Source organism: Gillisella terrae, from assembly GCF_004801395.1.
Taxonomy (GTDB): Bacteria; Pseudomonadota; Alphaproteobacteria; order Rhizobiales; family Rhizobiaceae; genus Allorhizobium; species Allorhizobium terrae.
On the sequence record NZ_SSOA01000004.1, the window covers coordinates 242,359 to 256,008 of the forward strand.

At 55.1% G+C, this 13,650-nt stretch carries 13 protein-coding genes, 2 tRNA genes and 2 riboswitches; of the genes, 5 read left to right on the top strand and 10 right to left on the bottom strand.

Going from position 1 to position 13,650, the window contains the following annotated elements:
* Window positions 1-29 precede the first annotated feature (29 nt).
* Genes E6C51_RS10655 through thiB form a run of 3 tightly spaced genes read right to left on the bottom strand, consistent with a single transcriptional unit; the run spans window position 30 to window position 3,351 of the window.
* Complete coding sequence (locus tag E6C51_RS10655) at window positions 30-752, bottom strand: thiamine ABC transporter ATP-binding protein (RefSeq protein ID WP_190235923.1); 723 nt, start codon at window positions 750-752, stop codon at window positions 30-32.
* A complete protein-coding gene (thiP, locus tag E6C51_RS10660; RefSeq protein ID WP_190235924.1) occupies window positions 749-2,362 on the bottom strand; it encodes a thiamine/thiamine pyrophosphate ABC transporter permease ThiP in 1,614 nt (537 codons plus the stop codon). The genes E6C51_RS10655 and thiP overlap by 4 nt, the downstream gene beginning before the upstream one ends.
* A 20-nt stretch (window positions 2,363-2,382) precedes the next feature.
* Window positions 2,383-3,351 (bottom strand): thiamine ABC transporter substrate binding subunit, encoded by a 969-nt coding sequence (gene thiB, locus E6C51_RS10665; RefSeq protein ID WP_230987216.1) that lies wholly within the window; start codon window positions 3,349-3,351, stop codon window positions 2,383-2,385.
* A gap of 102 nt (window positions 3,352-3,453) precedes the next feature.
* A riboswitch (TPP riboswitch) is annotated at window positions 3,454-3,562 on the bottom strand.
* Window positions 3,563-3,737: 175 nt separating this feature from the next.
* Here thiB and E6C51_RS10670 point away from each other — a divergent pair.
* Window positions 3,738-4,442, top strand: coding sequence for a hypothetical protein (locus tag E6C51_RS10670; protein ID WP_190235925.1), 705 nt, complete (start codon window positions 3,738-3,740; stop codon window positions 4,440-4,442).
* Between the two features lie 140 nt (window positions 4,443-4,582).
* Entirely contained in the window at window positions 4,583-6,367 is a 1,785-nt protein-coding gene (locus tag E6C51_RS10675; RefSeq protein ID WP_190235926.1) for an ABC transporter ATP-binding protein/permease, read from the top strand.
* A gap of 15 nt (window positions 6,368-6,382) precedes the next feature.
* Here E6C51_RS10675 and E6C51_RS10680 read toward each other — a convergent pair whose 3' ends face one another.
* The 5 genes from E6C51_RS10680 to E6C51_RS10700 form a co-directional block, all read right to left on the bottom strand.
* On the bottom strand, window positions 6,383-8,221 hold the full coding sequence (locus E6C51_RS10680; protein ID WP_190235927.1) for an ABC-F family ATP-binding cassette domain-containing protein: 1,839 nt from the start codon (window positions 8,219-8,221) through the stop codon (window positions 6,383-6,385).
* 3 nt (window positions 8,222-8,224) lie between these two features.
* On the bottom strand, window positions 8,225-8,878 hold the full coding sequence (locus E6C51_RS10685) for a thiamine diphosphokinase (protein ID WP_190235928.1): 654 nt from the start codon (window positions 8,876-8,878) through the stop codon (window positions 8,225-8,227).
* Window positions 8,879-8,954: 76 nt separating this feature from the next.
* A complete protein-coding gene (rpsU, locus tag E6C51_RS10690; RefSeq protein WP_146934232.1) occupies window positions 8,955-9,203 on the bottom strand; it encodes a 30S ribosomal protein S21 in 249 nt (82 codons plus the stop codon).
* Between the two features lie 33 nt (window positions 9,204-9,236).
* On the bottom strand, window positions 9,237-9,377 hold the full coding sequence (locus E6C51_RS10695) for a hypothetical protein (RefSeq protein ID WP_186827745.1): 141 nt from the start codon (window positions 9,375-9,377) through the stop codon (window positions 9,237-9,239).
* On the bottom strand, window positions 9,370-9,648 hold the full coding sequence (locus tag E6C51_RS10700) for a cold-shock protein (protein WP_190235929.1): 279 nt from the start codon (window positions 9,646-9,648) through the stop codon (window positions 9,370-9,372). The genes E6C51_RS10695 and E6C51_RS10700 overlap by 8 nt, the downstream gene beginning before the upstream one ends.
* A 429-nt stretch (window positions 9,649-10,077) precedes the next feature.
* Window positions 10,078-10,155: riboswitch (SAM riboswitch) on the top strand.
* Between the two features lie 90 nt (window positions 10,156-10,245).
* Here E6C51_RS10700 and metA point away from each other — a divergent pair.
* From metA to E6C51_RS10715, 3 genes are all read left to right on the top strand, one after another.
* On the top strand, window positions 10,246-11,169 hold the full coding sequence (gene metA / locus E6C51_RS10705) for a homoserine O-acetyltransferase MetA (protein WP_190235930.1): 924 nt from the start codon (window positions 10,246-10,248) through the stop codon (window positions 11,167-11,169).
* A gap of 17 nt (window positions 11,170-11,186) precedes the next feature.
* On the top strand, window positions 11,187-11,636 hold the full coding sequence (locus tag E6C51_RS10710; RefSeq protein ID WP_190235931.1) for a GNAT family N-acetyltransferase: 450 nt from the start codon (window positions 11,187-11,189) through the stop codon (window positions 11,634-11,636).
* A gap of 141 nt (window positions 11,637-11,777) precedes the next feature.
* Window positions 11,778-12,788 carry an aldose epimerase family protein gene (locus tag E6C51_RS10715; protein WP_190235932.1) on the top strand — a complete coding sequence of 337 codons (1,011 nt, stop codon included), beginning with the start codon at window positions 11,778-11,780 and terminating at the stop codon, window positions 12,786-12,788.
* A gap of 257 nt (window positions 12,789-13,045) precedes the next feature.
* On the opposite strand, the gene E6C51_RS10720 is transcribed toward E6C51_RS10715, so the two are convergent.
* Both E6C51_RS10720 and E6C51_RS10725 read right to left on the bottom strand, forming a co-directional pair.
* Window positions 13,046-13,120: transfer RNA gene (locus E6C51_RS10720), tRNA-Gly, on the bottom strand.
* Between the two features lie 220 nt (window positions 13,121-13,340).
* A tRNA-Gly gene (locus tag E6C51_RS10725) sits at window positions 13,341-13,415 on the bottom strand.
* Window positions 13,416-13,650 lie beyond the last annotated feature (235 nt).

The following is a 13,650-nucleotide window of genomic DNA, read 5'->3' on the forward strand; positions in this document are numbered from 1 at the left end:
TGGTCTGAAATAAGGCGGGCAAAGCCGGATCATTGATTTTGCGCCCGCCCTAGAAAGCTTTGAAGGGCTTCACTTTTCTCGTCCTGCAAAAACGCAGCCTTCGTGCCATGCAGATGAATCTTGCCTTGGTCAATAAAAATCACGTCATCGGCCAAGCGCTCCACATCGCGCGGGTCATGGGTGACAATCAGCACCGTGTTGCCGGTTTCCCGGTGCAGCGTCAGCAACAGATCTGCCATGCTGGCGCGAAGGCCGGGATCCAGCGCGGCAAACGGCTCATCCAGCAACAACACCGGCTTGTCACGCACCAAAGCGCGGGCAAAGGCCGCCCGCTGCTTTTCGCCACCCGACAGGCTTTGCGGTTTGCGGTGTTCAAAGCCGCCAAGGCCAACCCGCTGCAAGGCATGGGTGATGGCGGCCCTGTCTGCCGCCTTCAGCCGCAGCGCAGGGTCAATGCCGAGGCCGATATTGGTGGCAAGATCCAGATGGGCAAACAGGTTATGGTCCTGAAACACCAGCGACACAGGCCGCTCGCCCGGCGAAAGCTGTGTTGCATCCGCGCCATTGAGCAGCACCCGGCCGTTAGCAGGCAACTCGAAACCGGCAATCAGATTGAGAAATGTGGATTTGCCAGAGCCGGAGGCGCCGGTAACGGCGGTTATTTTCTGAGACGCAATCTCGACATCAAAGGCGAAATCCACGGTGCCCAAACTCAAGGCCACGTGGTCAAGGCAGATGGCGGCATGGGTCATGATTTTTCCTCCGACTGGCCACCGGCTGTGCCGAGAATGGTCAATAGCAGACAGACAAGGCCCAGCAGCAATGCCAAGCCATCGGCATCCGTGGTGCGGTAACTGCCCATGCGGCTGTAGAGCAGCCACGGCAGAGTGATGAGCTTGTCGGAGCCAAACAAGGCAACCGCACCAAGATCCCCCAACGAGAGAGCCATGGCAAAAGACAGCGCCATCAGAAAGGGCCGCTTAAGACCGGGCCAATCGATCAACCGCCATTTGGCAAAGCCCGAAATACCAAGGCTTTCGCAAAGCCGCAGCGTGCGATGGCGGTGAACAGCCATGGCCGGTGCCAGAACCCGCATGGTAAATGGCAACGCCATGATGGCGTTGATGGCCACCACAATCGGAGCCGCAAAAGGCGCGGTATCGCCAAACTGACGAAGACCCAAAAACCAGCCCGTGGCCAGCACAATGGCAGGCACCAGCAGCACAAGCGAGGATGTGGCTCCGATCAAGCGAAACAACAGACGGCTCAGCATGGTTTTGTGACGCAAGGATTGAAGCGTTGCGCGCGCGGTGATGAACAGCCAACTCAGCACAAGACAGACCAAAGCCGCCGGGATGGCGATGGCAAAACTGGTGGCCAATGCCCGCCCGACCGCGGGTTCCAGCACCAGTTTCACCAGATCGGATTTCAGGCCCGCCACCAGAATGTCCAGCAGCGGAGCCAGGAGAAAACCGGCTGACAATGCCAGCACGACACCATCACACAGGCGTGCAGTTGTGCCCTCGCCATCCATGCGGCGGATAGGCCGCTCATCGGTCATCGCCCCGTCTTCTGGAGGTGGCATCAAGGTCAGCACCGCCAAAAGCAAAGCCGTGATCACCAGCTGCAAGCTGGCCAGAGCCACTGCTTTTGGCGGATCAAAATCAAATCGCAGGGCCTGATAAATTGCCACTTCCAGTGTGGTTGCCCCCGGCCCGCCCCCCAGCGTCAGCACCAGCGTGAAGCTGGTGGCGCAGAGCATGAAAATCAGACCGGCAATTCCGGGCAAGAGACCGCGCAAGGCTGGCCATTCGATCAGGCGAAAAATCGACATTCGTGTCATGCCGAGGCTGGCGGCAATGCGCCAATATTCCGGCGGCTGCCGCTCCAGCCCGGCCAGCAGCAAGCGCACCGCCAACGGCATATTGAAAAACACATGGGCCAGCAAAATGCCGCTCAAGCCATAGATGTTCACAGGCTGCTGCTTGCCCAGCAATGCCAGCAGATCATTGATCATGCCATTGCGGCCCCAGATGCCAATCAAGCCCAAAGCGCCAATCAGCACCGGCAGGCCCATGGGTAGTGCCATCAGCCGGATCAACCAGCGACGTCCGACAAAGTGGCGCTGGCGCGCCAGAGCGCGCGCCACCGGCAGCGCAAACAGCAGCGATAACAGAGTGGAAAGCCCTGCCTGCCAGAGGGTAAAGCGCAAAATGGCAAGCGTGTAAGCATCAAACGCAACGGCACCGCGCAAGCCGGTTGTTGCTAGCAGAGCAAACACCGACAAGCCGATAAACGCCAAAACGCTGACGAGGCCAAAAGCCCCGCCCGCGATCGATATGATTCTTTGGCGTCTGGTCATACTGCGAGACTAAAAGCGGCTCATTTGGCCGCCATAGCGGTCTGCCACTCGGCAATCCATGCCTTGCGGTTGGCGGCAACCTCTTCCGGGCTCATCAAAAATGTTTTCTTGGGCTGCACCAGCTTGGAAAACGCCTCTGGCAAGGGAGTTGAGGTTTTGGCAACCGGCATCATCCAATTGTTGGTGGGGATTTGATCCTGAAAGCCGGTGGTGAGCATGAACTTCAGAAAATCCTGCGCCAAAGATTTATGCTGGCTGTTTTTCAACATCCCGGCCACTTCAATCTGAATGTAATGGCCTTCGGAAAATTCAGCGGCCTGATAGCGATCCGATTTTTCCTCGACCATGTGATAGGCAGGCGAGGTGGTGTAGGACAGCACCATCGGCACTTCACCTTTGGTGAACAGGCCATAGGCCTCCGACCAGCCGGGGGTAACGGTCAACACGCGATCTTTCAGCTTGGCCCAGGCGGCGGGCGCATCCTTGCCATAGACCGATTTGACCCACAACAGAAGACCGAGGCCCGGCGTGGAGGTACGCGGATCTTCAATCACGATCTTCTGGTTGGGATCCCCCTCCACCAATTCTTTCAGGCTTTTGGGCGGATTTTTGATGGTTTGCGTGTCATAGACCACAGCGAAATGGCCGTAATCATAAGGCACAAACACATCATCCTTGAAATCGCCGGGCACATGCGCAGCTGACGTATCAATGCCATGAGGTGCAAAAAGCCCGGTCTGCTTGGCCTCTTCAATCAGGTTGGTATCAAGACCCAAGGCAATATCGGCCTTGCTGGAAGCACCTTCCAGTTTGAGGCGGTTCAGCAATGCCACGCCATCTTCAAGGCCAACGAAATTGACGGTGCAGCCGCAGGTTTTCTCAAAAGCGGCCTTGACCTTGGGGCCTGGCCCCCACTCCGAGATGAAGCTCTCATAGGTATAGACCGTCAACACCTTGTCATCGGCTTTTGCAATAACAGATGTGAGCATCAATGCTGCAAAAGCAGCGCCCAACGTGTGGTGAATACGCGACATCAAAGTGGCCACTCGCCTCTCCTCTTCAACAGGTTACGATAGGGGATAGGGCGGCAAGGTGGCCACACATCTAATCCCTCCGCCGGTGTTAACCGGATCAGGTTCCGCGGGTTGGCAAAACGCCTCTCAGCAATGTGTTGCAAACATTGCACCCCGTTAGATCATGGGATGGTTTAGCGAGCGGAAATGAAACTGACAAGACCTCAACAGCACAATAAAAATTGCACGGCAGACGTGGAAATTTGGCATTTACGCGCCACTTCTGTTAAGATTACCTCGTTGTGGAATTTTAGATAAGGGTCACATTTAAACGAAAGCAATATTGCACTGGAGGAATGGAAATGAGCAATTCAGTTTCTACGGCGTGTTCGCTTGTTCGTGCATTGGGTGTTGTCACGGGTCACAACGAGACCTGGTCCGATCTGCAAATCATGAATCTCGCAAAAAAATTTGCGATGAAGCCTGGCGGCAGGGCTGAAGCCTTCCTGAACCATTACCTCAACGGGAGTGGTACAGATGAAGTGTTCTCAATGAAAGCATTGCTGGATGAAGATACCGGGGTCCGTTCTAAAATCTTTCGTGAAATCAACGCCGAAGCTGATAGACACGAGGCTGCACAACACCCTTTGAAGGGCATGGCAGGCATCATCCCAATTCACCAAACTGACTTTCAGAACCAGGACTGGCAATATGCAACCGGTGCACTGAACGTCGAATGGGAGTTTGTTGAAGAGGCGGTGCAAAGAACGATCAAGGTTTTGAAGGTCAAGGTCTGGACACGAAATCTTTACAGATGGCACCCTGAAGCCCATAGATTTACGCAGTGTGTGCATGTTGCAGCCCAAAATCTGCAAAGTCCTCAACGCGAGGTTCGATTTACCATGCCACCCACGGGTTTTGCCGGAAGCGTCACAGGGACAGGAAAGCCTGCTGAACTCGAAATTACGGACTATAAAAAGGCCAAGGATTTCCGTATGATCTCGACGCGGGACATTATTGCCATTCCAAGAACCAGCAAGACAAAAGCGCAGCAAGCCATGAGCTAAGCGCAGGCTTTCGAGCGATAGTGTCAGGCACGCACCACATCGAATTTCAGCACGCGGCCTTAAAAATCCTACGCCCTCCAAGGAGCGTTAACCATATCGTGGTAAGGATAAGAACGAATCGTTCAAGGCCATGACAACCAATGACCGCACCCAAAGCACCTACTTCTGATGATGGCATTTCATCCGCCGGACTGGATATGTCGTTTAAGGATCAATTGCGGGTGGCGGCGCAATCCTTCATGGCCAGCCGCGTGCGCACTCGCATCATCCTGCTGTCGCTGTCGCTGCTCGCCGTGTTGTTGCTGTTGACCTATGGGCAAATCTTGCTCAACCGCTGGAACCAGCCCTTTTACAACGCGCTGGAAAACCGCGACCTTCCGGCCTTCTGGCACGAATTGCGCAACTTTTTCTACATTGCCGCTTTTTTGCTGGTCACCAATGTGGCCCAAACCTACCTTAGCCAGATGACAGCGCTTTACATGCGCGAAGGGCTTGCCCGTGATATGGTCGACCAATGGCTGAAAGGCCGTCGCGCCTATCGCCTGTCCGTGTCCAGCCCGCTTGGGGTCAATCCCGATCAGCGTCTGCACGAGGATGCCCGCAAGCTGGCCGAAGCCACCACATCCCTCACCGTCGGTCTGGTGCAATCCACCATTCTTCTGATCAGTTTTGTCAGCGTGCTCTGGGCTTTGTCTGGCCATTTCGTGCTGCCCATCTTTGGCCATCAAATTTCCATTCCCGGCTATATGGTCTGGGCCGCCCTGATTTATGCTGGCGGCGCTGCCATTGCCAGCAATCTGGTCGGCGCGCGGCTGACCCGCCTCAACGCTATCCGCTATGCCCGCGAGGCCGAATTGCGCGCCGCTTTGATGCGCAGCAATGAGCACCTGGAGCAGATTGCCCTTGCTCGTGGCGAAGATGTTGAGCGCGCCACCATTCACGGCACCATTGATCGCGTGCTGGTGGCAATCCGCAAACTGGCACTGGCGCTGACCAACCTCACCTGGGTTTCAGCCGCCTTTGGCTGGCTGGCTCTGATTGTGCCCGTGCTGATTGCATCGCCTGCCTTTTTCTCTGGCACCATGAGCTTTGGCGGCCTGATGATGGCGGCCTCCGCCTTCACTCAAGTCTATACAGCCCTGCGCTGGTATGTGGACAATTTTGGCGCGATTGCCGACTGGAAAGCAACGCTGTTGCGCGTCATGGTGCTGCGCGCCGCCCTGACCGAGCCCACGCTGATCGATCCGGTTGCCGGGCAAATTCAGGTTGAGGTGGGCAAGCCGGGCGTTTTGAGCTTTGAAGAGCTTTATATTCGCACGCCCAAGGAAGCGGAGGCCAATTGGGGCGGCTATCACCTCAAAGAAGAAAACCCCAGCATTGAAGCTGGCGAGCGCATCATGATCAACGGCGATCCCGGCATCAACCGGCGTCAACTCTTCAATGCCATGGCCGGTCTTTGGCCCTATGGCGAAGGCACCATCCGCTTGCCTGAAGAAGACCACATCCTGTTTGTGCCGCAAACGCCTTACATGCCGGAGGGACGGCTGCGTGATCTGCTGGCCTATCCAGAAGCCGCCGAAATTTATGATGACGAGGCGATTGTGACGTCACTCAAGGCTGTCAAGCTCTCGCGCCTTGCCAGCGCCCTTGATGAACGTCAGCGCTGGGACCGGGTGTTGAGCAAGGAAGAGCAGGTCTCTCTCGCCTTTGCCCATATCTTGTTGCGCAAACCCCATTGGGTGGTTTTCAACGATGTGCTCGATGGACTTGAGCCAGACACCGTGTCTGTCCTTATCGGCATTATGGCCAATATGCAGGACTCGACACTGGTGTATCTGGGCCGCAACGCCGCCTACCTTGAAGCGCTCGCACCACGGGTATTGCATCTGGAACGGCTGGATGTGCCGGTGCCAGACAGGGATTGAGGGTTTTTGCGCCCCTCAGCCCTCCAGCTCTTCGCGCAACATTTCCAACTCCAGCCACTCTTCTTCCATGCGGGCGATGTTTTCGCGCAGCTTTTCGGTTTCCACGGCCAGCTTGTTGAAAGTCGCAGCATCCTTGGCAAAGAGATTGGGATCGGCCATTTTCGCCTCGTTGGCATCAATCTGGCTTTGGGCTTTTTCCATCTCTTTCGGCAGGTTTTCGAGCGCAAATTTCTGCTTGAACGACAGCTTGCCCTTGTTTTTGGCAGCCCCATCACCGGTCTTGGCTGAAGAGCCAGACGCCTTGGCAGCCTCTGCTTTCTCAGCTTTTTCTGCCCGTTTGCGCTCGTCTTCAGCGCCTTTGCGCTGGGCCAGCATATCGGAATAGCCACCGGCATATTCAATCCAGCGGCCATCAGGCGCGTCCGGGTTGGCAGGCGCAATGGTTGACGTCACGGTACGATCGAGAAAATCACGGTCGTGGCTGACCAGAATGACTGTGCCGGAATAACCAGCGACAATTTCCTGCAACAGATCCAGCGTCTCGATATCGAGATCGTTGGTCGGCTCATCGAGGATCAGAAGGTTAGACGGCTTGGCCATGATCCGCGCCAGCATCAGGCGGGCGCGCTCACCACCAGAGAGGTTTTTGATCGGGGTGCGGGCCTGTTCCGGCTGAAACAGAAAGTCCTTCATATAGCCGGTCACATGCTTTTGCTCGCCATTGACCAGCAGGTTTTCGCCCCGGCCATCGGTGAGGTAATGGGCCAGCGTATCCTCAAGGTTCAGGTCTTCGCGCTTTTGATCGAGCGTGGCGATGTCCAGATTGGTGCCGAGCTTGATCGTGCCCTCATCGGGTGCCAGTTGGCCGGTGAGCATTTTCAGCAGCGTGGTTTTGCCAGCCCCATTGGGGCCAACCAGACCAATGCAATCGCCGCGATGCACGCGGATGGAAAAGGGCGCAACAATGCTGCGATCACCGTAACTCTTGGTGATCTTGGTGGCCTCAATTACCAGCTTGCCGCTTTCCTTGCCTTCCGTCACGCTGGCCTGAATGGTGCCTTGCGGTCCCTTATGGCCGCGATAATCAGCCCGCAAAGCCTGCAAATTGCCAAGGCGGCGCATGTTGCGCTTGCGCCGTGCGGTCACGCCATAGCGCAGCCAGTGCTCTTCCCGCTCAATCGCCTTGCCCAGCTTGTGCTGTTCAATTTCTTCTTCTTCCAGAACCTTGTCGCGCCATTCCTCAAAGAAGGCAAAGCCCTTGCCAAGACGGCGCGCCATGCCCCGATCCAGCCAGACGGTGGCGGTGGAGCATTTTTCCAAAAAACGACGGTCGTGGGAAATCAGCACAAGCGCGCTTTTGGTCTTGCGCAGCTCGTCTTCCAGCCATTCAATGGTCGGAAGATCAAGATGGTTGGTCGGCTCGTCGAGCATCAAAATATCCGGCTCAGGAGCCAGCACCCGCGCAAGTGCTGCGCGGCGGGCTTCCCCACCTGAGAGGCTTTTGGGATCTTCCTGCCCGGTTAGCCCCAGATGCTCCAGCAGATAGGCCACCCGATAGGGATCATCCCCCGGCCCAAGGCCTTCCTCGGCATAGGCCTGCACAGTCTCAAAGCCGGCAAAATCGGGAGCCTGCTCCAGATAGCGGATGGTGGCCGATGGATGGCGAAACACCTCGCCTGATTGCGCCTCGACAAGGCCAGCGGCAATTTTCATCAATGTCGATTTGCCAGAGCCGTTGCGCCCCACCAGACAGATGCGATCACCCGGCTCCACTTGCAGGCTGGCCCCATTTAAAAGCGGCGTGCCGCCAAAAGAGAGGAAAATATCGTCGAGTTTGAGAATAGGCGGTGCCAAGGGTCACGCTCCGGTCATGTCATAAGGGCGGGCAAGGACAACGGCATCACCGCTGTCGAGTGACAGCGTAACCGGCCCTTCGGCCACATTGGAGATAGTACGCGACGAGCCAAACGCAAGGGAAAAATCCTTGAGGGGATAGCGTGCGCCGAGAATGGAAAGACCCTTGAGGGCCGAAAAACCGAGAATGGAAAATAATGAGCCTTTTGGCAGGTCCAAGGTCAGCACCCTGCCCGGCAAAAGAGGCCAAGCCTCTTCCGTGCCGGATGACAGATGCACATCCAGCCCCTCGCCCGCCAGCGCCACCGACAACAAAAGATGCATCAAGGCATGATCGGAGCGCTCCCCGCCAAGGGCACCTGCCAAAACCAGCCGCGTTGCGCCGCGCGCACGGGCTTGCTCTATGGCAATTTCACCATCGGTCAGGTTCTTTTGCGCCGGATAAGGCATTCGCTCGATATCGGGGAAAGCATCGACGGCCACATCGCCGGAGCTGTCAAAATCGCCCACCCAAAGCTCTGGTGTCAGGCCAAGCGGGGCAGCATGGCGCATACCGCCATCAGCGGCAATGGCACGGCTGTGCATTACGGCGCGTTTGAGCCGGTCTGTTGGGTGCAGCGTTCCGCCAAGCAGGATGGTGAAAGTGGTTTCGATCATGCGTTGCCTTTAGCCTACTTGGGCAAAAAGCAAAAGGCGTTCCAAAGCGTGGAAACCACATGGAACGCCTGTTTGATTATCGAGCTGATGCGCTTGCAAAAACTTTCTTCTTCGGCGCAGGCAAGAGGCCCTCGCGCTGAAGCTTTTTACGCGCCAGTTTGCGCGTGCGGCGAATGGCTTCTGCCTTTTCGCGGGTCTTCTTTTCCGATGGCTTTTCATAGGCCGAACGGGCCTTCATTTCACGAAACAAGCCTTCACGCTGCATCTTTTTCTTTAGAACACGCAGCGCCTGATCAACATTATTATCTCTAACGAGTACCTGCACAGTTTCTCCTTTGGTTGTTGCAACGATAAATGCTTATGGTTTCTTGCCGTTTTTCGGTGTTTCGGCATTCTTCATTTGGGCCGCGAAGGGAGAGGCCGCCGCAGGGGCTGCCTTGTCTTTGTCCTTCTTTGGCTTTCTGACTTCCTTGTTCGAACGCTGCTGACCTTTAGCCATGGTTTTTTCCTTTGCTCTCAACCGGCTTTTTGCCAGCCAGCACTTTGCTAGCCAGCACTTTGCTAGATTGAGGCGAACGAGTAAGATCGATTTCGTCTTCAGATACCGAGCGATCAAAGGTTTCGCTCTCAAAGCGCACCCGATAGCGCTTTGCACCTTGCGATTCCGGAAGCGCGACCAGCACCTTGCACGAACCGTTAGAGCGCGACACACGCAAAGGCCCGTCTTTCAGCACAATCATATCGCCGCTTTGGTAGAGATGCGCTGCCATGTCTTTCTCCTTGAACGGTGTTGCTCAAGGTTTGAGACACGGCTCCAGCGATAAAATTGCAAAAAACCAAGGTTGCAGCATCCTTTTTGCGGGTTCCATTTCGCAAAAAGGATGCTGCAACAGGTCAGTGAAACGCCGCGATAACAATGCGGCCAACAATGTTGGCGGATGAACAATCCAGATGATGGATCAATATCCGAAGACGGCAGACACAATACGGTTCAGCATAATCCCGGGTATCGACGCTTTTCTGCCAAAACGCAGCCCGATCCGGATCTCTGAACAAGACACGCCTCTAGCCTCGCAGATTTATGGCATTTTACAAGCTTTATTTGTAGCCGCCTGCCCGCCATAAACTTTTCTGCGAACCTTGGTGCCAATAGATATGGCGCTTTTTCATTGATTAGCAAGGTTTGTCGGCGTATGAAAAGCACTCATCGTGGTGATTTGGCCGGCCGGCTTGCAGCCACGTTAAATAAGTTGCTAAAGGGCCGAGGCAAGTTCTCCAAACTTTCCGAGGCCATTGGCAATGCTCAAAAGCTGCCGGTGTTTTTGTTGAAGCGGTGAAAATCCGTGGTGACAGGAAAGTTGGAACCCATGCCGATCAAGATACCCGATACATTGCCCGCCTTTCAAACCCTCGTGGATGAGGGTGTGCGGGTCATGGCTGAAACTGCGGCGATCCGTCAGGATATTCGCCCCTTGCAGATTGGGCTGCTCAACCTCATGCCCAACAAGATCAAGACCGAAGTGCAATTTGCGCGGCTGATCGGGGCATCGCCTTTGCAAGTCGAGTTAACGCTGGTTCGGGTTGGTGGCCATAAGGCGAAAAACACCTCGCAAGAGCATCTTCTCTCCTTCTACAACACCTGGGAAGAGGTGAAGGATCGCAAATTCGATGGCTTCATCATCACCGGAGCGCCGGTTGAAATGCTGCCCTTCGAAGAGGTCACCTATTGGGATGAATTGTGCGAAATTTTCGAATGGACAAAAACCAATGTCCACTCCAGCATGAATGTCTGCTGGGGGGCGATGGCCGCCATCTATCACTTCCATAAGGTGCCCAAGCATGCGTTGAAGGAAAAAGCCTTTGGCGTTTTCCGCCATCGCAATCTGGCCCCGTCATCCATCTATCTCAATGGGTTTTCAGACGATTTTCAGGTCCCCGTGTCACGCTGGACGGAAGTGCGTCGCAAGGACATCGAGAAGGTTCCGCAACTGAATATTCTGATGGAATCCGATGAAATGGGCGTGTGTCTGGTTGAGGAAGAAGACGGCAAGCGGCTCTACATGTTCAACCATGTCGAATATGATTCGACCTCGCTGGCCGATGAGTATTTCCGCGACGTCAATGCGGGTATCCCGATCAAGATTCCGCATGATTATTTCCCGCACAATGATGATACGCTGCCGCCGCAAAACCGCTGGCGCAGCCATGCCCATCTGCTGTTTGGCAATTGGATCAATGAGATTTACCAGACAACTGCCTATGATTTGAACGAGATCGGCCAAAAGGCCTGAGACAAAAGGGGGAGACAATGACATCCGTTGAGATCAGGCCGCTGCACAGCAGCGATGAAGCAGAATGGCGGCGGCTGTGGAAGGCCTATCTCACCTTTTATGAAACCGAATTGCCCGAAGAAATATATGCCACCACCTTTGCCCGTCTCACCGGCAATGCAGCAGGTGAATTTCGCGGATTTCTGGCCCTTGTCGATGGCAAGCCGGTGGGTCTCACCCATTACGTTTTCCATCGCTCCTGCTGGTACATCAATGATGTCTGCTATCTTCAGGATCTTTACGCCGACCCTGAAATCCGCGGCAAAGGTGTGGGCCGGGCGCTGATAGAAGCCGTGCATCAGGCCGCAACTGCTGCCGGGGCTGGCAAGGTCTATTGGATGACACAGGAGTTTAACGCAACCGCACGCCAACTCTACGACCGGCTGGCAACCAAAACGCCATTTATTGTCTATCAAAAAACGATCTGACAGGCTTTTGCGCAAAGATTGGACTTTTGCCAAAGCCGGTCATATGTCTTCACAACACGCATTTGACAGACTTGGATACGGACTGGGGTTGCGGGTCTGGAGAATTCTGCCGCCACCCCGCGCCCAATAGAGGGGAATTGCATGCAACGTTTTAATTTCGGTACCACAGCCAAGGGCGAAACCGTAGAGTTGGTGCTGCTGCACGGCGGCGGCTTGACGGCCAGAATTTTGACATGGGGTGCCGTTATCCAGGACTTGCGGCTTGAGGGGCATGCGGCCCCTCTGGTGCTGGGTTTTGAAAACTTCGAAGATTATGCCATCCGCTCCCCCTATTTTGGTGCAACGCCGGGCCGCTGCGCCAACCGCATTGCCAATGGTCGGTTTGAACTGGATGGCAACGCCTATCAGCTGGAATGCAACGAGCGCGGCCTGACCCATATTCATGGCGGCAGCGACGGCATGGGCAAGAGCAATTGGTCGATCGTTGAGCTTGAGAGTGATCGCGTTGTGCTGGAAATTTGTGATCCAGATGGCCGCGCTGGCTATCCCGGCAATGTCACCACCCGCGCCACCTATCATTTGCAGGACAATGGCGTGTTATCGGTTGTGTATGAAAGCACCACCGACGCACCAACGCTGGTCAATGTCTGCCAGCACTCTTATTTCAATCTCGATGATTCGCCCGATATCCTTGACCACGAGTTGATGATCGCCGCCGACCATTATCTGCCTGTCGATGACAAGCTGATCCCGCTGGGCGAGCAAAAATCTGTGGCCGAGACGCCATTCGATTTCCGGCAGATGCACAGCATCCGCCGTCAGGACAATGGCGCACAAGTGCCCTTCGATCATAATTTCTGCCTCTCGGACACCCGCGTTGCCAAGCGCAGCGTGGCTCTGGTGCGCAGCATCAACTCTGGCGTAACAATGGAAGTGCGCACCACGGAACCTGGCGTGCAGTTTTATGCGGGCGTTTATCTCAACATCCCTGTGGCAGGCCTTGAGGGCCGTCGCTACGGCCCCTTCGCAGGGTTTTGCCTGGAAACGCAAGTGTGGCCCGACGCCATCAACCAATCCGGCTTTCCAACCGCCGTGCTGCGCCCCGGCGAAGTGCTGCGGCAGGAAACAGACTACGTGTTTTCAAAAGAGTAAAACCTCAAAAGCGTGGAACCGAAAGGGAGAACCACTCTCGGTTCCATGCTCAGCATGACAGCGCCTCTCACCCTATATGGCGCACAAAGGTCGCTGTAACAGTTTTAATCTGCTGCAAAATTTTCGCCTTAAATCGATTCCGATTTGAGGAATTATGCAGTCGCCTTTACCGCGCTAAGATCACAGCAATGCTCAGTCACTTGGCCGAACAAAAGCCAGACAGCTCAAGTCTTTATTATTTAGTCTTGGAGATAAAATGGAGCGGGTGAAGCGATTCGAACGCTCGACCCCAACCTTGGCAAGGTTGTGCTCTACCCCTGAGCTACACCCGCTCATATATCCACCGGTCCGGGGTAGTTCGCTGAACCGTGGGTCGCTGCTTGGCGGCGACGAGTGCTATATGGCGCAAAGTTTTTTGAAATGCAATAGAAAAATGACAAGAACTTTGCATTTGGTTTTGATTTTTTAGCGCAAAAGACAGCGCGCAAATCGACGCCTGTATGCGCAAATTCATACGCCCAAAGGGCATTATTTTTTGATATTTGAGAGAAATGGAGCGGGTGAAGCGATTCGAACGCTCGACCCCAACCTTGGCAAGGTTGTGCTCTACCCCTGAGCTACACCCGCTCATATATCCACCGGTCCGGGGTAGTTCGCTGAACCGTGGGTCACTGTCTTGCGGCGACGGGTGCTATATCGCTCAAAGTTTTTTGGAATGCAACAGGGAAATGGCGCAATTGATGCCAATTTCATTGACATTTCTGGAAGCCATTGTCTTTAAAACGAAATTTAAGATCATTTTGAATTGCGACGGGCCTCAATCAGGCGTAGAACCCTGCCCCATGATGGCTTACAAAGCGGC